This window comes from Barnesiella sp. An22 (genome assembly GCF_002159975.1).
Lineage (GTDB): Bacteria > Bacteroidota > Bacteroidia > Bacteroidales > Barnesiellaceae > Barnesiella > Barnesiella merdigallinarum.
In genome coordinates this window covers 1-19,436 of record NZ_NFJR01000001.1, presented here as the reverse complement: position 1 = coordinate 19,436, position 19,436 = coordinate 1, and the positions used below count along the sequence as shown (strand labels likewise).

22 protein-coding genes are annotated in these 19,436 nt (G+C 54.0%); 19 read left to right on the top strand and 3 right to left on the bottom strand.

All coding sequences use genetic code 11. From position 1 onward, the window contains the following. The first annotated feature begins 55 nt into the window (after positions 1 to 55). The 6 genes from B5F38_RS00110 to rplI all read left to right on the top strand — a co-directional run bounded on the left by B5F38_RS00110 (position 56) and on the right by rplI (position 4,661). Entirely contained in the window at positions 56 to 1,405 is a 1,350-nt protein-coding gene (locus B5F38_RS00110; protein WP_087407288.1) for an MATE family efflux transporter, read from the top strand. A 238-nt stretch (positions 1,406 to 1,643) separates the two neighbouring features. After that, positions 1,644 to 2,072, top strand: a complete 429-nt coding sequence (locus B5F38_RS00105; RefSeq protein WP_087407287.1) for an Hsp20/alpha crystallin family protein — start codon at positions 1,644 to 1,646, stop codon at positions 2,070 to 2,072. A gap of 202 nt (positions 2,073 to 2,274) precedes the next feature. After that, positions 2,275 to 3,426, top strand: coding sequence for an MFS transporter AraJ (araJ, locus tag B5F38_RS00100; RefSeq protein WP_087407286.1), 1,152 nt, complete (start codon positions 2,275 to 2,277; stop codon positions 3,424 to 3,426). A 135-nt stretch (positions 3,427 to 3,561) separates the two neighbouring features. After that, positions 3,562 to 3,921 carry a 30S ribosomal protein S6 gene (gene rpsF, locus B5F38_RS00095; protein ID WP_087407285.1) on the top strand — a complete coding sequence of 120 codons (360 nt, stop codon included), beginning with the start codon at positions 3,562 to 3,564 and terminating at the stop codon, positions 3,919 to 3,921. Between the two features lie 3 nt (positions 3,922 to 3,924). Further along, positions 3,925 to 4,194, top strand: coding sequence for a 30S ribosomal protein S18 (rpsR, locus tag B5F38_RS00090; RefSeq protein WP_087407284.1), 270 nt, complete (start codon positions 3,925 to 3,927; stop codon positions 4,192 to 4,194). Between the two features lie 23 nt (positions 4,195 to 4,217). Then, on the top strand, positions 4,218 to 4,661 hold the full coding sequence (gene rplI / locus B5F38_RS00085; protein WP_087407283.1) for a 50S ribosomal protein L9: 444 nt from the start codon (positions 4,218 to 4,220) through the stop codon (positions 4,659 to 4,661). Between the two features lie 72 nt (positions 4,662 to 4,733). Here rplI and B5F38_RS00080 read toward each other — a convergent pair whose 3' ends face one another. From B5F38_RS00080 to B5F38_RS00070, 3 genes are all read right to left on the bottom strand, one after another. Further along, positions 4,734 to 5,534, bottom strand: coding sequence for an MBL fold metallo-hydrolase (locus tag B5F38_RS00080; protein ID WP_087407282.1), 801 nt, complete (start codon positions 5,532 to 5,534; stop codon positions 4,734 to 4,736). Between the two features lie 4 nt (positions 5,535 to 5,538). After that, on the bottom strand, positions 5,539 to 6,711 hold the full coding sequence (locus B5F38_RS00075; protein WP_158096813.1) for a TlpA disulfide reductase family protein: 1,173 nt from the start codon (positions 6,709 to 6,711) through the stop codon (positions 5,539 to 5,541). Between the two features lie 156 nt (positions 6,712 to 6,867). Further along, the gene (locus tag B5F38_RS00070) at positions 6,868 to 7,107 is read right to left on the bottom strand and encodes a hypothetical protein (RefSeq protein WP_087407280.1); all 240 of its coding nucleotides are present in this window, start codon (positions 7,105 to 7,107) and stop codon (positions 6,868 to 6,870) included. 284 nt (positions 7,108 to 7,391) lie between these two features. Between B5F38_RS00070 and B5F38_RS00065 the strand changes: the two genes are divergently transcribed. The 13 genes from B5F38_RS00065 to B5F38_RS00005 form a co-directional block, all read left to right on the top strand. Then, the gene (locus B5F38_RS00065; protein WP_087407748.1) at positions 7,392 to 7,931 is read left to right on the top strand and encodes a DUF2148 domain-containing protein; all 540 of its coding nucleotides are present in this window, start codon (positions 7,392 to 7,394) and stop codon (positions 7,929 to 7,931) included. After that, positions 7,928 to 8,959, top strand: a complete 1,032-nt coding sequence (locus tag B5F38_RS00060) for an agmatine deiminase family protein (protein WP_087407279.1) — start codon at positions 7,928 to 7,930, stop codon at positions 8,957 to 8,959. Before B5F38_RS00065 ends, B5F38_RS00060 begins: the two co-directional genes overlap by 4 nt. 13 nt (positions 8,960 to 8,972) lie before the next feature. After that, positions 8,973 to 9,863, top strand: coding sequence for a carbon-nitrogen hydrolase (locus B5F38_RS00055; RefSeq protein ID WP_087407278.1), 891 nt, complete (start codon positions 8,973 to 8,975; stop codon positions 9,861 to 9,863). A gap of 155 nt (positions 9,864 to 10,018) precedes the next feature. Then, positions 10,019 to 10,492, top strand: a complete 474-nt coding sequence (locus tag B5F38_RS00050) for a dCMP deaminase family protein (RefSeq protein WP_087407277.1) — start codon at positions 10,019 to 10,021, stop codon at positions 10,490 to 10,492. Positions 10,493 to 10,689: 197 nt separating this feature from the next. Then, on the top strand, positions 10,690 to 12,339 hold the full coding sequence (locus B5F38_RS00045) for a S41 family peptidase (RefSeq protein WP_087407276.1): 1,650 nt from the start codon (positions 10,690 to 10,692) through the stop codon (positions 12,337 to 12,339). A 12-nt stretch (positions 12,340 to 12,351) separates the two neighbouring features. Further along, a complete protein-coding gene (locus B5F38_RS00040) occupies positions 12,352 to 12,915 on the top strand; it encodes a 5-formyltetrahydrofolate cyclo-ligase (RefSeq protein WP_087407275.1) in 564 nt (187 codons plus the stop codon). After that, entirely contained in the window at positions 12,906 to 13,610 is a 705-nt protein-coding gene (locus B5F38_RS00035) for a helix-turn-helix transcriptional regulator (RefSeq protein WP_087407274.1), read from the top strand. The genes B5F38_RS00040 and B5F38_RS00035 overlap by 10 nt, the downstream gene beginning before the upstream one ends. 15 nt (positions 13,611 to 13,625) lie before the next feature. Continuing rightward, positions 13,626 to 14,180: a LuxR C-terminal-related transcriptional regulator gene (locus B5F38_RS00030; protein ID WP_087407273.1), complete on the top strand. Its 555-nt coding sequence runs from the start codon at positions 13,626 to 13,628 to the stop codon at positions 14,178 to 14,180. A 122-nt stretch (positions 14,181 to 14,302) separates the two neighbouring features. Further along, on the top strand, positions 14,303 to 14,932 hold the full coding sequence (locus B5F38_RS00025; protein WP_143240863.1) for a DUF2975 domain-containing protein: 630 nt from the start codon (positions 14,303 to 14,305) through the stop codon (positions 14,930 to 14,932). Between the two features lie 10 nt (positions 14,933 to 14,942). After that, entirely contained in the window at positions 14,943 to 15,167 is a 225-nt protein-coding gene (locus tag B5F38_RS00020; RefSeq protein WP_087407271.1) for a helix-turn-helix transcriptional regulator, read from the top strand. Between the two features lie 36 nt (positions 15,168 to 15,203). Then, positions 15,204 to 18,044: a M16 family metallopeptidase gene (locus tag B5F38_RS00015; RefSeq protein ID WP_087407270.1), complete on the top strand. Its 2,841-nt coding sequence runs from the start codon at positions 15,204 to 15,206 to the stop codon at positions 18,042 to 18,044. Positions 18,045 to 18,281: 237 nt separating this feature from the next. Beyond that, positions 18,282 to 18,626, top strand: coding sequence for a hypothetical protein (locus tag B5F38_RS00010; RefSeq protein WP_143240862.1), 345 nt, complete (start codon positions 18,282 to 18,284; stop codon positions 18,624 to 18,626). 115 nt (positions 18,627 to 18,741) lie between these two features. After that, positions 18,742 to 19,436: DUF3575 domain-containing protein (locus B5F38_RS00005; protein ID WP_143240861.1), on the top strand; the 695-nt coding region annotated here is incomplete at its 3' end.

Genomic DNA, 19,436 nt, shown 5'->3' with positions numbered 1-19,436 from the left:
TACATCTCACTACCTTTGCCCCTCGTAAAAGACCCACAAACACAACTCTGCTTGTATGAACCGAGACGCTATCGACTTTCAGAAAGAGCCTGTCGCCACACTCTTCCGCAAACTACTGATTCCCACCCTGCTGGGTTCGTTCGCCATGTCGGCTGTATGTACTATCGACGGTATCTTTGTAGGGCACGGCACCGGTGCCGACGGGGTTGCCGCCGTAAACCTGGTCGTTCCCATCTACCAATTCGTAGCCGGCCTGGGGCTCATGATCGGCTCCGGCTGCTCGGTAGTATCGTCCATTCACCTCTCTTATAAAAAGGTGAAGACTGCCCGGCTCAACATTTCCCAAGCCCTGCTGGCGACTACCTTGTTTATAACCGTACTCACGGTGCTGGTACTGATATTCCCGGCCGAGACGGCCCGGCTGCTGGGCTCGTCGGAGAGCCTGATGCCGCAAGTTCTCGACTACCTGCAATGGATTATGCCGGCCTTTGTCTTCCAGACCTGGATGCTGATAGGGCTCTTCATTATCCGCCTCGATGGCTCACCCCGCTTTGCCATGTGGTGCAACATTGTGCCGGCCCTGCTGAATATCGTGCTCGACTGGCTCTTCATCTTCCCCCTTGGCATGGGAGTAAAAGGGGCGGCAATAGCCACTACCCTCAGCATTATGGCCGGCGGTGTCATGGCCTTGTACTATCTGCTATTCATGGGCCGGTCGCTACGCATAATCGCCTTGAAAACAAGCGTCAAGAGCCTCTGCCTGGCCGGCCGAAACCTCGGCTACCAGTGCAAGATAGGCTTGTCGTCGCTGCTGGGCGAACTGACAATGGCCATCTTTATCTACATAGGCAACTGGCAGTTTATGCACTATCTGGGCGATTCGGGCGTGGGCGCTTTTGGCATTGCCTGCTACTATGCCCCCTTCTTCTTCATGATCGGAAATGCCATAGCCCAGTCGGCCCAACCCATCATCAGCTACAACTACGGCACCGGCCTCTGGCACAAAGTGAGAGAGACCCGCCGCCTGCTGTTGCGCACGGCAACCCTGTTCGGCGTGTGCCTGTCGCTGCTGTTTATTCTGTTTCCACGAGAACTGGTAGGGCTGTTTGTCGACACCCAGAGCCAAGCCGGAAGAATAGCTACGGCGGGATTTCCCTACCTGGGTACAGGCACCGTCTTTTTCATTGCCAACGTGGCTGTCATCGGCTACTTCCAGAGTCTGGAACGGATAAGAGAGTCGATTCTGTTTGTGCTGATGCGCGGTGTAATCCTCCTCATTCCATGCTTCTACCTGCTCCCCGCCGTGTGGGGAACCACTGGTATGTGGCTGGCCATGCCGGTGACCGAAGCACTTACCTCGACAATCATCTACGGCATGTGCCTGTATCGCCGGAGAAGGCGGTGAGACTCTGCCGTCCGAGGCCTCGCACCCGAACCTTACGAGCCTCGCACCCGATGTGACAAATAGGCCACTTCGGCGCAAGTCTGTCCACTTCGGCGCACTCTTGTCACCACATCCGGGGCAAAACAGGTGCCAAAGGGTATTGGCACACCCTTTGCAAGTAGATAGGTGATTTCGGTAATCGAAAGAGAGCCGAAAGCAAAACAGATAATAAACAACTTAAAGATAGGAGATTATAATTATGGTACCCATGAGAAAAAACCAAGGTTGGTTGCCCGACATTTTCAATGATTTCTTTGATAATGAATGGATGGAAAAAGCCAATGCTACAGCACCTGCCATCAATGTGATCGAACATGAAAACGACTACTGCGTAGAAGTGGCTGCTCCGGGTATGACGAAAGACGATTTCCAAGTTCACGTCGATGAGAACGACAACCTCGTAATCACGATGGAGAAGAAAATCGAAAACAAAGACGAAAAGAAGAAAGAGCACTATCTGCGTCGCGAATTCTCTTATTCGAAATTCCAGCAGACCATGATTCTGCCCGACGATGTCGACAAAAACAAAATTTCGGCTCATGTCGAACATGGCGTTTTGTCGGTCGAACTTCCCAAACTGCCTGTTGAAAACAATGCCGGTGTAAGAAAATCGATCGAAGTTAAGTAAACAATTTCGGGAGCAATCCCCAGCAAGGCCGCTACCTTTTGCACAAAAAGGCAGCGGTTTTTTTATGCCTGTTCCCCTGGCAAAAAAAAGAGACACAAAGTTTGTACAACCCGCAAGATTTTGCGTCCTTTGCACCCGATTTTCAGGGAGGGTCTGCCCGGGCAGGTTGCTCCCTGCGTTCAATAGGTTATTAAGGTATCGTATGAAAAAGAGTCTTATTGCATTGGCGTTCGGCACATTGGGGCTTGGAATCGCCGAGTTTGTCATGATGGCTATCCTCCCCTACATAGCCGCCGATCTACACATCACTATTCCTACGGCCGGCCATTTGATTTCGGCCTACGCTCTGGGCGTATGTGCCGGAGCTCCCCTTCTGACCATGGCCCGCAAACTGCCGTTGAAAAATATCCTGCTCGGTCTGGTAGCCGTGATGATGGCCGGCAACCTGTTTGCCTCGCTGGCCCCCAACTACTGGACCATGATGATGGCCCGGTTCATCTCGGGGCTCCCCCACGGAGCCTACTTCGGGGTAGCGTCGATTGTGGCCGAGAAGCTGGCCGATAAAGGGAAGGGCTCGGAGGCGGTCTCGATTATGATTGCCGGCATGACCATCGCCAACCTCTTCGGGGTACCGCTGGGCACCTCGCTCAGCACGCTGCTCTCGTGGCGGCTCACCTTCCTGCTGGTGGGTGTGTGGGGCCTCATCGTGCTCTACTACATCTGGAAGTGGGTACCTCAGGTCGAGGGATTGCCCGACACGGGATTCAAAGGACAGTTCCGTTTCTTGAAGACCAAAGCCCCCTGGCTCATCCTGGGAGCCACCATGCTGGGCAACGGCGGCGTGTTCTGCTGGTACAGCTACATCAACCCGCTGCTCACCCAAGTCTCGGGCTTCCCGACCGAAAGTGTCACCCTGCTGATGGTGCTGGCCGGATTCGGCATGGTGGTAGGCAATCTGTTGGGCGGACGCCTGTCGGATATCTACACCCCCGGCCGCGTGGCTGCCTACACCCAACTGCTGCTCTTCATGGCCCTGCTCGCCATCTTTTTCGCGGCTCCTGTCGGATGGCTCACCGTACTGCTCATGTGCCTGTGCACCGCCGGACTCTTTGCCGTGTCGAGCCCTCAGCAAATCTCAATCATTCACTTTGCCAAGGGTGGCGAGCTGCTGGGTGCCGCCTGCGTGCAGGTAGCCTTCAACCTGGGGAATGCCATCGGAGCCTTCCTGGGAGGCCTGCCGCTCGAGGCTGGTCTCGACTACCGCTACCCCGCCCTCATCGGGGCACCGCTCGCCCTGGTCGGTTTTGTACTGCTCACCCTCTTTTACAAAAAATACGAGTCGACCAAAGCCTGAATTTTGTCCCGATTGAACGAGCACCGGCAGAAAAAAGAGAAAAAACCGTCGCAAAGGGTTGTATAATTGCAAGATAATCTCTACCTTTGCCCCGCTAATAAAAACTATTAACCAAATACGTTAAACTAAACGAGTATGAATCATTACGAAACCGTTTTCATTTTAACTCCCGTTTTGTCTGATGTACAGATGAAGGAAGCGGTAGACAAATTCAAAACGATTCTCACCGAGCAAGGTGCCGTAATCGTGAATGAGGAAAACTGGGGATTGCGCAAGCTCGCCTATCCTATTCAAAAGAAAACCACCGGTTTTTACAACCTGCTGGAATTTGACGCCGACCCTTCTGTCATCGCCAAACTGGAAATTCAATTCCGTCGTGACGAACGTGTAATCCGTTTCTTGACGTTCAGAATGGACAAATTTGCTGCCGAATACGCTGCAAAGAGAAGAAGTGTTAAATCGTCTAACAAAGTAGAAGAAGTAAAGGAGAACTAAAAAATGGCACAAGCACAATCCGAAATCAGATATTTGACCCCTCCGTCGGTTGACATCAAAAAGAAAAAATACTGCCGTTTCAAGAAAAACGGTATCAAGTATATCGACTACAAAGATCCTGAATTCCTGAAAAAATTCTTGAACGAACAAGGCAAAATCCTGCCCCGTCGTATCACAGGAACTTCGTTGAAATTTCAACGTCGTATTGCACAAGCTGTGAAAAGAGCCCGTCACCTGGCGCTGCTCCCTTATGTAACTGATTTGATGAAATAATTAAACGAAGGAGGAATTTTAGCATGCAAGTAATATTGAAAGAAGACATCGCCAACCTCGGTTACAAAGACGATGTCGTTACGGTAAAAAGCGGATACGGTCGTAACTACCTCATCCCCCAAGGAAAAGCTGTTATCGCTTCGCCCATGGCTCTGAAAATGCGTGAAGAGGACCTGAAACAACGTGCTCACAAACTCGAGAAAATCAAAGCTGACGCTCAAGCTCTGGCTGCTGCCCTCGAAGGTGTATCGCTCACCATCGGTGCAAAAACCAGCTCGACGGGTACCATCTTCGGTTCGGTTAACAACATCCAAATCGCCGAGGCTCTCGAGAAACTGGGCCACAACGTAGACCGCAAACAAATCATTATCAAAGACCCTGTAAAAGAAGTGGGCCACTACAAAGCTACTATCAAACTCCACAAAGAGGTTAGCGTAGAAATCCCCTTCGAAGTCGTTGCTGAATAATCGACGAATCTATAATAAGGAAAGCGCCCGACACTGTCGAGCGCTTTTTTTATGCAGTCATATAATGCTTCACTAAATTTCAAGAGTGTCGCCGCAAGCGATATAGTGCATATTATCCATGTGCCGGGCCAAATAGTCGAATGCCGGCTTTCCCGTGCAGTGGCACGTATAGAACAGGGTATCCGCGTATTTGCCACGCAACTCGGCGGCTATGTCGTCGAGCAGACTCTCGGGTACCGATTTCCGGGTAACGGGATTGAACAGATGGAAACCGCCCACACACAAGGAGGGGCGATACTTTGCCGCAACGTCCATAATATTCACGACGCCCGAGTGGCCGCAGCCCATAATCAAGACCATCTTGTTTTCGGCGATAATCAGGTTCTGCTCGTGCCCGAAAGCGTCCTGCCCCCGTTCATCATAGAGGACACGGTTGGCCGGAGAGTAAAATCTATCGCTCCGGCTCTTCACGGTAAACAGCCGCAGCTCATCATCAATTGTACAATCGCCCTCCAGCAACACCAGTTGCCGGTGCGACATCAGACTCCGATCGAGCCCGATTGGCACCTTGCAAAACCAGACCTTGCTGTAATGGGGTTCAAAAGCCTCTCTCTGCACATAAACGGCAGCCCGGGAGTTTATCTCCAGAAACTTCTTCAAAGCTCCCCCATGGTCTGCGTGCCCGTGAGAAATGACGACCGTATCGACCGTTGAAATATCGATGCCTCGCTTGGCGGCATTCTCAAACAAGGTATTATCGGGACCCAAGTCGAACAAAATCCTGTGCCGACGAGTCTCTATATACAACGAGAGGCCATGTTTAGCCGTCAGCTCCGAGTTTGTAGTATTCTCTACCAGCGATACGATGCGCATACGCCTATATTTTCTTTTTCGCCAAACTGTCCGACTTGGCCGACACCGTATCGCGACGCATCCGATAGGGCAACAGCTCCTGCAACTTGCTGCCCAACTGCTCGAGCGTGAGATTGCGGGAATTTATGGTCCCGTCGGGATTGATGATTATAAACGCAGGGACCGCGGCCAGCGCATAGCGCGACTCCACCTCGTCGGGGTTGGCGGCGATACACTGGTGGGCCGGCAACTTCGAAGCCTGCACCTGCTCGCGCCACAACTCGGCATCGCTGTCGAGCGAGACCGACAGGAAGATTGCACCTCGGTAGCCATACTCACGATACAGTTCACCCAACTTGACCATGGCCCGGCATGAAGGGTCGCTGCCGGCTTGCCAGAACCCCACGACCACATACCGAGCATACCCCACATAGCCCGACAGCGAGGTGCTTCGCCCCCACATATCGACCAACGGTACATCTACGTACGGGCTGCCCGGCTCTATCTTATCGGCACTGCGCAGCCGCTGAGCTATATCGGTCAGCACCTGTGCACTCTTGTTGCGGCTACCCAGCTCCGACAGAAGCTGCTCCAACTGGGCTTCGCTGAAACGGCTCTGCATCGACTCGAGCAACCAGAGTGCTGCCGGCGAATTACGGTTCTTGCGGATAAACCGGTAGGCCCGATCGGTTGCCTCGTCGTCGAGACGACCATATTGTCCATACATCGACGACTCGAGCTCGGCTGTCATCTGGCTGTCGGCCACCTGCTCGAGATAACGCTCATGCAACCGGTTGCGCAGCGAGTCGAGCCGATGGGCCTCTACCCTGTACGCCTCGAAAGCCTCGTTTTGCTCGGTACCCGTCACGGTCGAAAACAGGGTGTCCATCGTGGCCTCCATCGAACCGTTCTCCAGAATAAACAGCACCGGCACGGCCAGCGAGTCGAGCGAACGGTTGAATCGCAAATAAGCCATGATAGGCACCTCTTGCTCACCGCGAAACGAAAAGAGCCCGTCGTCGACAATCGCACTGTCGAGATTAACCAGCTCGTCGCCATTGCTATGAGAGAGATAGATAATATTTCCATTGGCGTCGGCATTGTTTACATGCCCGTCGATTACATACGAAGTCTCTACGCCGCCCTGGCAACCAGCACACAGCAACAGCGGCACTATCCAATAATAAACTCGGTTCATACACATCGATTTCTCGTGAACAAAGATAAAGAAGATTTTTGTTCATTCCCTCTCGATTGCCCCACGATCCTCTATTTTTCTACGTTCAAAGCCCGTAGAAAATCGTACAACAGTCCCTCTTCATGGTTGGGCAAACGCACTCATTTGCCCGGATGACTATCTCTCATCGTGATCATCGAGACTATCCCATACCGAATCTTGCTGTTCGAGATACTCTTCATAATAGTAAGCAAAACCCTTTCGTCCCGAGACTCCCATCGTATCGCACCACTCTTGATAATCGGCTTCCAACTGCTTATCGTCCTCCATCATCGACCGAAACATCTCTTCCGCCAAATCCAAAGTGCGATATTGCTTAATAATATCATCAAATATGATTGTAATATCATTACTCATGGCATTCCTATTTATCAAATGAACACATTATTGCATATCTTGGTTTACAAATATAGAAAATCTTTTATAAAAAGTGATTGAAAACTTGTAAAAAAGCGAAAACAAATTAGACCTTTACGCATCATCTTTTCACATTCCGTGTTTCCCATTTGCCTCTGCTCTCACCTTTCGCTATCTTTGAAGAAGACAGGATGCGGCTCGGCCCAGGCAAAGTTGAAAACTGCGTTTTCCATTTGCCTCTGCTCTCACCTTTTATTATCTTTGTATCAAATAAAGAAGACAACATGATTTACAACGAACGTGATACTCGTAAAGAGGTTGTATGCAAAGCTGCCAAACAGATTATGATGGCGGCACGTACCGCACCCAAAGGCAAGGGGGTGGATATTATCGAGATTGCTACCGTCACCGGCGACGACCTGCTGGCGCTGGCCCGCCGGATGAGAGAGGAGAGCGAGAAGCGCGACATGAAGTTTTTCCTGCGCGATGCCGGCAACATCGAACAGTCCGACGCCGTTATCCTCATCGGTACCCGCCGCCAGGTACAGGGCCTCAACTGTGCCTATTGCGGCTACAAGACCTGTGCCGAGAACCCGCAGGAGAATCCCTGTGCCATCAATTCGATCGACGTGGGCATTGCCATCGGCTCGGCCTGCTCCAAAGCGGCCGACCTGCGCATCGACACCCGGGTGATGTTCTCGGCCGGAGCCGCAGCTCAAGAGATGAATCTGTTGCCCGGCTGCCGACAGGTGATTGCGCTGGCACTGAGTGTATCGTCGAAGAGTCCCTACTTCGACCGTAAATCGCAAACCCCGAAAGCATGACCCCCACGATACTCTTCCCGGCCGAGTGGTACCCGCAATCGGGTATCCAGCTCACCTGGCCCCACGAAGCGACCGACTGGGCCTACATGCTCGACGAAGTGACGGCCTGCTACATCGACCTCGCCCGTGAGATTGCCAAACGCGAGCATCTGTTGATTGTCACCCCTCACCCCGAGCAGGTAAAGCAACTGTTGCAAGGGGTGGTCGACCCCGATGCGGAGACCTTCGCCGAGTGCCCCACCAACGACACGTGGGCTCGCGACCACGGTGGCATTACCCTCCTGCGCAACGGCGAGCCCTGCATCTACGACTTCAAGTTCAACGGGTGGGGACTCAAGTTTGCCGCCAACTACGACAACCTCATCACCTCGACGCTCTATCGGCAGCAGCGATTCCAGGCCCGGTACGAAAACCGGCTCAACTTCGTAGTCGAGGGGGGAGCCCTCGAAAGCGACGGCGCCGGCACCCTGCTCACCACAAGCGAATGCCTGCTCTCGCCCAACCGCAACGGCGAGTGGTCGAAGGAACGCATCGAAGAGTATCTGAAAGAGACCTTCGGACTGCAACGCGTCTTGTGGCTCGACCACGGTTATCTGGCCGGCGACGACACCGACAGCCACATCGACACCCTGGCCCGGTTCGCCCCCGACGATACCATTGTCTACGTACGGTGTACCGATACCACCGACGAGCACTACGAGGCGCTGCGCCGCATGGAGGAACAACTGCGCACCTTCACCACCCTCGATGGCTCGCCCTACCGGCTGCTGCCCCTGCCCATGGCCGATGCGGTACATGACGAGAATGGCGAGCGGCTGCCTGCCACCTACGCCAACTTCCTCATCATGAACGATGCCGTGCTATACCCCACCTACCGGCAACCGGCCAACGACCGGGCTGCCGCCGAGGTTCTGCAAGCCGCCTTCCCCGGCCGGGAGATGGTGGGTATCGACTGCTCGCCGCTCATCCGGCAACACGGGTCGCTGCACTGCGTTACCATGCAATACCCCGAGAATGTATTACGATAAAATGCTATATAACATGACCGAAAAGAAAATCAAAGTCGGACTCGTCCAACAACATAACAGCGGCGATAGGGCCGACAACATGAACCGGCTGAAACAGCGCATCGAACAGTGTGCCGCCCAGGGGGCCCAACTCGTGGTGCTGCAAGAGCTGCACAACAGCCTCTACTTCTGCCAAACCGAATCGACCGACAACTTCGACCTGGCCGAACCCATACCAGGCCCGTCGACCGAATTCTTCGGCCGCCTGGCCGGCGACCTGCACATCGTGCTGGTCACCTCGCTCTTCGAACGCCGCGCCCCCGGGCTCTATCACAACACGGCCGTCGTCTTCGACACCGACGGCTCCATGGCCGGGAAATACCGCAAGATGCACATCCCCGACGACCCCGCCTATTACGAGAAGTTCTACTTTACCCCCGGCGACCTGGGCTTCAAGCCTATCCAGACCTCGATAGGTACACTGGGCGTGCTGGTGTGCTGGGACCAGTGGTACCCCGAGGCTGCCCGCCTCATGGCCCTGCAGGGAGCCGACCTGCTCATCTACCCCACCGCCATCGGTTGGGAAAGCTCCGATACCCCCGAGGAGCAAAAGCGCCAGCAGGATGCCTGGATTATCTCGCAACGGGGACACGCCGTAGCCAACGGTCTGCCGGTCATCGCCGTCAACCGGGTGGGACACGAGCCCGACCCCTCGCAACAGACCCGGGGCATCCAGTTCTGGGGCCACAGTTTCGTGTGTGGTCCTCAGGGTGAGATATTGGCCGCAGCACCCAGCGACAACGAATGGAGCCAGGTAGTCGAGGTCGACCTCGGCCGCAGCGAGAATGTGCGCCGCTGGTGGCCCTTCCTGCGCGACCGCCGCATCGATGCCTACGACAACATATTACGCCGCTTTATCGACTGATTACACGGGGTGTCGGAGGCTATCCGACACCCCGTTTTACTATGCGGCCCGATGCCCGGCTCATTTTTCTTGCCGGTGCACCGTTATTATTTGATAAAAAAAGAGGATAAATAACCGCAAAACAGCTATTTTTGTAAATCATTATCGCAGGATATATGGATACGAAATTAAATAGCACCGACAAACAACTGAACCTGGACAAGCGCTACATACGCATGGCGCAAATCTGGGCCGAAAACTCCTATTGCCAAAGGCGTAAGGTCGGAGCCTTGATTGTCAAAGACAAGATGATTATCTCCGACGGATACAACGGTACGCCGGCCGGATTTGAAAACTGCTGCGAAGACGAGAGCGGACACACCTTCCCCTTCGTGCTGCATGCCGAGGCCAACGCCATTACCAAAGTGGCCCGCAGCAACAATAGCAGCGACGGAGCCACCCTGTATGTCACCTCATCGCCTTGTATCGAATGTGCCAAACTGATTATTCAGGCAGGCATCAAGCGTGTGGTATTCTCGGAGTATTACCGGCTGCAAGACGGTATCGACCTCTTGCGGAATGCTCATGTCAAGGTCGACTTCATCGACCCGCAAGCCGACGAGCACAAACCGCAGGAGTCGGGACAGTAACCCCACGGAGACAATCGCGCCGCAAGCGATTTGTCAATCGGGAGTCAATACCGCCCGAACCATCGAAAAAGATAGATACCAAGACGAGAGGCTCCAGAGAGAAACTGGGAAAAGCCCGTCACCCGTGTGAGCAATCTCGCCGATAATATGTTTTTCTTCTATAACAACAGAACGCGTTTAAATTATCCGCATCGATTATGAACAATAACAAAGCCCGCTTCGTCTGGATTCCCCTGCTCGTAGCCGTAGCTATCGTGGGGGGCATCTTAATCGGACGATTCTTCTCCATTCAAAATCCCTTCGGCGGCAGCGCGCAATACGACAAAATCGAAAGCCTGCTGCAATGTATCGAACAACAGTATGTCGATACCGTAAACCGAGACGACCTTATCGAAAACGTCATGCCCAAGATTCTGGGCGAGCTCGACCCCCACTCGGCCTATATTCCGGCCCAAGACCTGGAGAGTGTCAATGAAGAGTTGGAAGGCTCGTTCAGCGGCATCGGCATTCAGTTCAATATCCTCAACGACACCATCAACGTAGTGAGTGTAATCCCGGGCGGTCCCTCCGAAAAGGTGGGCATTCTGGCCGGCGACCGCATCGTCGCCATCAACGACTCGGCCTTCGTGGGCGAAGGCATCAGCAACGAGAGCGTGATAAAAAATCTGAAAGGTCCCAAAGACTCGGTAGTCAAACTCACCATCGTGCGCAAGACGGCCAAGAAGCCCCTCACCTACGAGGTAACCCGGGGCGACATTCCCGTGAACAGCATCGACGTCGCCTTCATGCTCGACGACCAGGCTGGCTACATCAAGGTAAGCAAATTTGGACGCACCACCTACGACGAGTTCATCAATGCCCTCTCCAAGCTGAACAACGAGGGAGCCCGGAGCTTTATCATCGACCTGCGCGGCAACAGCGGTGGTCTGATGGATATTCCCATCAACATGGCCAACGAACTGCTCCCGGCCAACCGGCTGATTGTCTATGCCGAAGGCCGGGCCTTCGAGCGTGAGGATGCCGTCTCGAACGGGACCGGCACCTTCCAGGATGCTCCGCTTATCGTCCTCACCGACGAATGGTCGGCCTCGTCGAGCGAAATCTTTGCCGGGGCCATACAAGACAACGACCGAGGTCTGATTGTAGGCCGCCGTACCTTCGGCAAGGGGTTGGTACAACAGCAGATTCCCTTCCGCGACGGCTCGGCCATACGCCTTACGGTAGCCCGCTACTACACCCCTTCGGGCCGCTGCATCCAGAAACAGTATGAGCTGGGCAAGGCCGACGATTACAGCATGGATATTGTCAACCGCTATAAACACGGCGAGTTCTTCAACGCCGACAGCATCAAACAGAACAAAGAACTGGTATACCACACAGTCAACGGACGCGAGGTATACGGTGGAGGCGGCATCATGCCCGACATCTTCGTACCGCGCGATACGACCGGATACACCTCGTACTTCAACAACGTAATCAACGAGGGTACCCTCTACCAGTATGCCTTCGACTTCACCGACAAGAACCGCGACCGCCTGTCGAAAGCCAAAGACCTCGACGACCTGATGCCGATGATCGAGGGCAACAGTCTGCTGAACAGCTTCGTGCAATATGCGGCACAAAAAGGCATACGCCCGCGCCCCGTCTACATCAACATCTCGCGCCGACTCATCATCAACACCTTGCAGGCCTACATTGCCCGCAACATCCTGGGTGAAGAGGCTTTCTACAAACTGCTGCTGCGTGACGACGAGACGCTGCGCAAAGCCCAGGAGGTACTGGCCGACGAGCAGAACTACAACCGGCTGTTGAGCGGGACCTCGACCGCAAGCACGGGCACGAAATAGGAGCGACACGTCATGCACGACAAACACCAGCTCAGGCAAACAATCAAGCAGTTGAAGCGGGCCCTCACTTCTGCCGAGCGGGAGGAGCTCTCGCGACGCATCTGCGCGGCCATAGAGTCGCTGCCCGGCTTCGACCGGGTGAGCCGCCTCATGCTCTATCACGCTCTGCCCGACGAGGTAGACACTCGACCGCTGCTCTCGAGATGGAGCACGGCCAAACAGCTCTATCTGCCCATTGTCGCCGGCGACGACCTGGTGGTGGCCGCCTATGACGAAGGGGCCGTGAAACAGGGAGCCTTCGGCATCTGGGAGCCGGCCGACGACACGGCCGTAGACCCCTCGCTGCTCGAGTGGATTGTCGTGCCGGGGGTAGCTTTTGACCGCCGCATGAACCGGTTGGGCCGCGGCAAAGGCTACTACGACCGCCTGTTGCGGCAGACCTCGGCCCGAAAGATAGGCATCTGCTACGGGCTGCAACTGGTCGACGAAATTCCGGCCGAGCCTCACGACATACAGATGGACCTGATTATTACCGAAAACGACATCATCTATAAAAACAACGAACCATGGCACTGATAAACGCCGATTGTAAACTTTGCGACGTCATCCTGAACGAGCCCTCGATTATCCCGGTCATCAACCGATTCGGGATTATTCTGGGTGTCGGCGACAAGAGCATACGCACCGTATGCGAAGAGAAAAACCTCGACTGCGAGTTTTTCGTGACGATTCTCAACACCTTCATCAACGAAGACTATTTCCCCGAGAACCGCCTCAAATCGTTCTGTGCCACCCAGATCGTCGACTACCTCACTCTCACCAACAGCTACTACCAGCAATTCCAGATACCCAATATCGAGCGGCACTTCAACTCACTCATCTCGCAGAGCGACAGCGACAACAACAACCTCGAGCTGATGAAGCAGTTTTTCGAGGAGCTGAAGAAAGAGCTGCTCTCGCGCATCGAGCGCGACCGCACCAGCTGGTTCCCCGCCATCAGGGCCGCGGCCGAGCAGCTGCAAGGCGAATATTATGGCGAGCACATACGCTACGACCACGACGAGCCCGACTCGCTCGAAGAGAAGCTCGACGACCTCAAGAGCCTCTTCGTCATTCATCTGCGGGGCGAGTACGACCTCAACCTGTGCCACGGTGTTATCTTCGCCCTGTACAGCCTCGAGAAAGACATCAAGCAGCACAACCGCATACGCAACCGCATCCTGCGCCCCATTGCCGATGCCATGCTCAAAGCCTGCCACGATAAAGAATAACCCAAGAAACTGCTCATGCGTATCGCCGTCGTCACCCCGCATACCCTGCTGAACTTAGGTCTGAAGCATCTGTTCCAACGATACTTCGACGTGACCCCTGCACTCTACAACCGAGCAGAAGATTTCTTCGACGACACCCCCGAACAGTTCGACGCCTACCTGCTCTTCGCCGACACGGTATTGAAATACAGCGACTTCTTCCTACCCCGCAAGAGCCGCATCATGCTGCTTACGGCTCACGGCGACCAATCGTCCGAATCGTTTGCCCCCACACTCCCCATCGACGAAGAGAAGGAGAGCCTGCTCGAACGCCTCGAACGCTTTGTCGAACAGCTCGGCCGACAAGCCGAAAGCCTGCCCCAAGAGCTTTCGCCTCGCGAGACCGAGGTGTTGAAACTGGTGGCCAAGGGATTTATGAACAAAGAGATTGCCGACCAACTCAACATCAGCATCAACACCGTGCTCAGCCACCGCAAGAACCTCACCGCCAAACTGGGCATCAAAACCGTATCGGGACTCAGTTTCTATGCCATGATGAACGGCTATATCTCGGACATCGACAACAAATAATCGGCTTCCTCCACACCCCGCACGGAATCAAATTTTATCGTTTTTCGATAAAAATATACTGTTTTTCTTGTTTTTCTCAAAAACATTGCTTTCCTTTGTCTTACCAATACAACACAGCTTATATGTTTTACGACAAGCAGACAAAACGGAAAATACAATTACTCAACCTGTTAATTGCATTGCTTATACTCATTCCCATCGTACTCGACTTCTCCAAGGGATTCACGATTGGGTTCAACTCTTCGTTTATCGGATTTGAAAACGGACTGGGAAAATCGTCGTTACAGATAAGCACCATCAAGCCCGACAACCTGCAACTGAGCGAGTTCGGTTCGATACCGGGCCTCACGCTATCGACCGGCGGGATCCTCTACATACCCGACTCGATGGTACCGCAAGGGCTGAGAATCTGTGCTGCAATCTTTACTCTGCTCTCACTGGCCTCGTTCATAGCCATGATTGTGATGCTGGTCAAGCTCATCCGTTCGGTAGCGGCCGACGGTTTGATGAACCACAAGAACATCCGACGCCTGCGGCTCCTCTCCTACTACATGATTGCCTTCTACTTCATCAGCTATATCGACCTGTTCATTGCAACCGGATACTACCGTTCGCACCTCGACCTGGGCGGTTACACCCTTTGCTACCCCGAGATGAGCCCGGCAGTCACCATCCCCTTTATCTTGCTGCTGCTGGCCGAGATACTGAACATTGCCCACAAACAACGCGAAGAGTTGGACCTCACCATATAAATCATTGCCTATGCCGATTATTGTGAACCTTGATGTCATGATGGCGAAACGGAAAATTTCGCTCAACGAACTTTCGGGCAAGATAGAGATTACTCCCGCCAACCTCTCTATACTCAAGACCGGGAAGGCCAAAGCCATACGCTTCTCGACCCTCGAGGCCATCTGCAAGGAGTTGAACTGCCAGCCCGGCGACATACTCGAATATCAGGGAGATAACGAAGAGACAACAAAATAACACAAACACCAATATTTATCATTAAATCAAAACACAATGAATTTACGAATGGTAAAATCGGGATTAGTGCTTGCTTTCCTGGCCGTAGCCCAATGGGTATCGGCACAGCAAGCTCCTCAGATGGAAGCATTGCCCATCGATCCCAACGTGCGCTACGGTGTGCTTGACAACGGTCTCACCTACTATGTACGTCACAACGAAACCCCCAAGAACCGTGCCGAGTTCCACATTGCCCAAAAGGTAGGCTCGATTCTCGAGAACGAAGACCAACGCGGTTTGGCCCACTTCCTCGAGCACATGGCTTTCAACGGTACCGAGCACTTCCCCGGGAAGACGATGCTCAACTACCTCGAGAACAACGGTATCAAATTCGGTGTCGACCTCAATGCTTATACCGGTTTCGACGAAACGGTATACCGCATCTCCAACGTCCCCACGCAGAATCAGAATCTGGTAGACTCGTGTCTGCTCGTGCTCTACGACTGGGCCTGCGCCATCTCGCTCAACGATAAGGATATCGACGAAGAGCGCGGCGTTATCCACGAAGAGTGGCGTACGCGTGCCGATGCCAACTGGCGTACCTGGGAGGCTACGGTGCCCGTCATGTTTGCAGGCAGCCAGTATGCCAACCGCATGCCTATCGGTACCATGGAGGTAGTGATGAACTTCCCCTACCAGGCTCTGCGCGACTACTACCACAAATGGTATCGCCCCGACCAACAGGGTATCATCGTAATCGGTGACTTCGACGCCGACAAGATGGAGGCTCAAATCAAAGAGCTCTTCGGCAAAATCAAAATGCCCGAGAACGCTGCCGAGCGCGTATACTATCCCGTACCCGACAACAAAGAGCCCATCTTTGCCTTCCACAAGGACAAAGAGGCCGCCTACACTCGTGTAGACATCTACATGAAACACGACCCCATGCCCCGTGAAATGCGCGGTACCATCAACGGGGCCATCACCGACTACATGAACGGCGTGATTGGTATCATGTTCAACGACCGCATCACCGAGATTACCCAGAAACCCGATGCTCCCTTCATTGCCGGTGCCATCTTCGACGGCGACTTCTTCGTATCGAAGACCAAAAGCGCCTTCACCCTCATTGCCGTGGGTAAAGACAACGGTGCCATCGACGCCATCAAGGGTATCATCCGCGAGGCCGAGCGTATAGACCGCTTCGGGTTCACCGCTTCGGAGTACGACCGGGCACGCGCCACGATGCTCTCGAACTACGAGAACCTCTACAACGAACGTAACAACCGCAAGAACGTCGACTATGCCGAAGAATATATCCGTCACTTCATCGACGGCGGCTACATCCCCGGCATCGAAATGGAGTATAACCTCATCAAGCAGATGTCGCCCGCTATCACGGTCGATATGGTGAACCAATATGTAAAATCGCTCATCAGCGAAGAGAACATGGTCATCTCGCTTACCGGTCCCGACAAAGAGGGTGTTACCTACCCCGACAAAGACCAGGTACTGGCTGCCATCAAAGAGGTAGAGGCCGAAGAGGTTGCCCCCTATGTCGACAAGGTATCGAACGAGCCCCTCATCTCGAAAGAGCCCGCTGCCGGCAAAGTGACCAAGAGCGCTGCCGGTAAGAAATTCGGCACGACCGAGTGGACCCTCTCCAACGGTGCCAAAGTGGTGCTCAAACCCACCGACTTCAAGGGCGACGAAATCACCATGCTGGCTGTCAGCAAAGGTGGATATTCGCTCTACAACACCAACGACCCGGCTCTGGCCCGCGACCTGAAATCGCTCAACGAAATCGTTGAACTGGGTGGCCTCGGCCAATTCGGCAAGACCGACCTGATGAAAGCCCTGGCCGGCAAGAAGGTATCGTCAAGCTTCTCGATGGGCGGGGCTCAGGAATCGGTATTCGCTTCGTGTGCCACGAAAGACCTCGAGACGATGATGCAACTCGTATACCTCACCTTCACCGACCTGCACCGCGACGACGAGGCATTTGCCGCCTGGAAAGAGCAATCGAAAGCAGCTCTCGTCAACTATGCCAACACGCCGCAATACATCTTCAGCGATTCGCTCTCGGCTACCCTCTACGACCACAACCCCTTGCGCCGTCAGTTGAAAGCCGAAGACATCGACCAGATCAGCTACGACCGCATTCTCCAAATCGCCAAGGAGCGCCTGGCCAATGCCGCCGACTATACCTTCATCTTCGTAGGTAACTTCGACACCGACTCGCTCAAACCCTATGTAGAGAAATACATCGCTTCGCTCCCGGCCAGCAAGAGCCGCGACAAAGTGGGCAAACTGATCGGAACTCAAAAGGGTATCGTCACGAACCACTACAACCAACCGATGGAAACGGCCAAATCGACCGTCTATGCCATCTACTCGGGCGACGAGAAATACAACCTGCGCAACAACCTTATGCTCAGCATTCTCAACCAGGTAATGGACATTGTATATACCGAGACCATCCGTGAAGAAGAGGGTGGAACCTACGGCGTAGGTACCATGGCCAACTTCTCGTCAATCGACAACGAGTGGTTGTTCCTCTTCGGCTTCGACACCAACCCGCAAGACGAGAAACGTCTCACCGACCGCGCTCATGCCGAGTTGATGAAGGTTGTGAAAGAGGGTCCTCGCGAAAAAGATTTCACCAAGGTGAAAGAGTATATGCTCAAGAAACATGCTCAAAACCTGCGTGAGAACTCCTATTGGAGAGATGTGATTTCTGACTTCGAGTTGGGCTACGGCGACAACGAGAGCAACTACGAAGAGACCCTCAACAGCATCACCATCGACGACATGAAGGCCTTCACCAAGAAGATCTTCAACGGCAAAAACCTCATCGAGGTAATTATGACCGGCGTCGTAGAAGAGGAGGCTAAATAAAGACTCTACCGTACGGTAAGGCACATCCTTGCCGACGACACCCATAGCGGGGGCATACACGATGTATGTCCCCGCTTCTGTTTTAAACCACCGTGGCGCAAGCGAGCTGCGAGCACGAAGCAAACACCGCCTTTATCGGGCCGGGAGGAGACTAGCCGACCGAGGAAGAAGGGCGAGGACTGTTTGAGCACAGCAAGTTCCGCAGCCCCCGAGGGCGGTGACAGACTCCGAGCGAGAATGCCCGATAACAGCGGCGGCACTTCTTGGTTCGTTCTTCTTGCTGCTGAGAAGAATGAACACACCGGGTCACCCCGCACAGCGATGCGGGGTCCAGCGAGGGAGTGCGGAATGACGGGACGGCGAGGTCCGGGAAAAGAGCTCGACAACAACGGCGATACCTCTGACTTCGTTCCTCTCGACGATAAAAAAAACGGACATATTCCCTCCAAAAAAGAGCAAAAAACAGGGGCTCGAAACAAAAAAATAGCGATGTTCAACATTTCAAATGTTAAAAATCAGGGCCGAAAAATTTGCTCTATCAACAATTTCTTTGCTCTATCAACAATTTTGGTTAAATTTTAACAGTGCAACGCCTTGATTGTTAAATCCTTTAACAATCACCATTTGCATATTTCTCCTCCGAATATTATCTTTGAAATACAATCCTTCCCGATAATACCAAATCCTATATAACGACATGTTCAAAAAATTGTTGATGACCCTCGTGCTATGGGCTGTTGTATACCCGCTCGTGGCACAGACACAGGGCGACACCATCTACCACTTTCGGTTCGAGCCGGGGAACGACGGCCTCTATACCGCTTACCGAAACAACGGCACCGAGCTGACCCGTCTGCTCTCGTGCGTAGTACAGAACAAAGAGGCGATACTCGCCGGCACCATCCCCATCCTGGTCGACGGCTACTGCAGCTCGCTCCGCGACGAAGCGGCCGCCCGGGCCATCGCCCGCATCCGATCCAACCGGGTGAAGAGCGAACTCATCACTCGCGAGGGGCTCTCCGAAGCCTGCTTCACCACAAGCAACCACACCTCCGGCGGCGACTATGTAACGGTGCGAATCGCCATCCCCGTCCAGCCCTCCGAGAGCGGGCCGGAGCAACAGGCCGAGGCCGAACGGCTGGAGGCTGAACAGCAACGCCTGAAAGCTGAACAACAACGCCTGGAGGCCGAGCAACAACGTCTGGAGGCAGAGAAGCAACGCCTGGAGGCCGAACGGCAGCGGGCCGAGGCCGGGCACCCGGAGCACGACTCCTACCACCTCTCCCTGCGGGCCAACCTGCTGCGCTGGGCTACCCTCACCCCCGACCTGGGTATCGAATGGCGCATCGCTCCCGCCTGGGGCCTGATGGTCAACGGCTCGTGGACCTCGTG

Coding starts and splice junctions, on each gene's coding strand:
- B5F38_RS00110 (WP_087407288.1), top strand. CDS start 56: ATGAACCGAGACGCTATCGACTTTCAGAAAGAGCCTGTCGCCACACTC.
- rpsR (WP_087407284.1), top strand. CDS start 3,925: ATGGCACAAGCACAATCCGAAATCAGATATTTGACCCCTCCGTCGGTT.
- B5F38_RS00075 (WP_158096813.1), bottom strand. CDS start 6,711: ATGAACCGAGTTTATTATTGGATAGTGCCGCTGTTGCTGTGTGCTGGT.
- B5F38_RS00070 (WP_087407280.1), bottom strand. CDS start 7,107: ATGAGTAATGATATTACAATCATATTTGATGATATTATTAAGCAATAT.
- B5F38_RS00040 (WP_087407275.1), top strand. CDS start 12,352: ATGCACGACAAACACCAGCTCAGGCAAACAATCAAGCAGTTGAAGCGG.
- B5F38_RS00105 (WP_087407287.1), top strand. CDS start 1,644: ATGGTACCCATGAGAAAAAACCAAGGTTGGTTGCCCGACATTTTCAAT.
- B5F38_RS00050 (WP_087407277.1), top strand. CDS start 10,019: ATGGATACGAAATTAAATAGCACCGACAAACAACTGAACCTGGACAAG.
- B5F38_RS00065 (WP_087407748.1), top strand. CDS start 7,392: ATGATTTACAACGAACGTGATACTCGTAAAGAGGTTGTATGCAAAGCT.
- B5F38_RS00060 (WP_087407279.1), top strand. CDS start 7,928: ATGACCCCCACGATACTCTTCCCGGCCGAGTGGTACCCGCAATCGGGT.
- rpsF (WP_087407285.1), top strand. CDS start 3,562: ATGAATCATTACGAAACCGTTTTCATTTTAACTCCCGTTTTGTCTGAT.
- B5F38_RS00015 (WP_087407270.1), top strand. CDS start 15,204: ATGAATTTACGAATGGTAAAATCGGGATTAGTGCTTGCTTTCCTGGCC.
- B5F38_RS00020 (WP_087407271.1), top strand. CDS start 14,943: ATGCCGATTATTGTGAACCTTGATGTCATGATGGCGAAACGGAAAATT.
- B5F38_RS00055 (WP_087407278.1), top strand. CDS start 8,973: ATGACCGAAAAGAAAATCAAAGTCGGACTCGTCCAACAACATAACAGC.
- B5F38_RS00080 (WP_087407282.1), bottom strand. CDS start 5,534: ATGCGCATCGTATCGCTGGTAGAGAATACTACAAACTCGGAGCTGACG.
- B5F38_RS00030 (WP_087407273.1), top strand. CDS start 13,626: ATGCGTATCGCCGTCGTCACCCCGCATACCCTGCTGAACTTAGGTCTG.
- B5F38_RS00025 (WP_143240863.1), top strand. CDS start 14,303: ATGTTTTACGACAAGCAGACAAAACGGAAAATACAATTACTCAACCTG.
- araJ (WP_087407286.1), top strand. CDS start 2,275: ATGAAAAAGAGTCTTATTGCATTGGCGTTCGGCACATTGGGGCTTGGA.
- B5F38_RS00035 (WP_087407274.1), top strand. CDS start 12,906: ATGGCACTGATAAACGCCGATTGTAAACTTTGCGACGTCATCCTGAAC.
- B5F38_RS00045 (WP_087407276.1), top strand. CDS start 10,690: ATGAACAATAACAAAGCCCGCTTCGTCTGGATTCCCCTGCTCGTAGCC.
- rplI (WP_087407283.1), top strand. CDS start 4,218: ATGCAAGTAATATTGAAAGAAGACATCGCCAACCTCGGTTACAAAGAC.
- B5F38_RS00010 (WP_143240862.1), top strand. CDS start 18,282: ATGCCCGATAACAGCGGCGGCACTTCTTGGTTCGTTCTTCTTGCTGCT.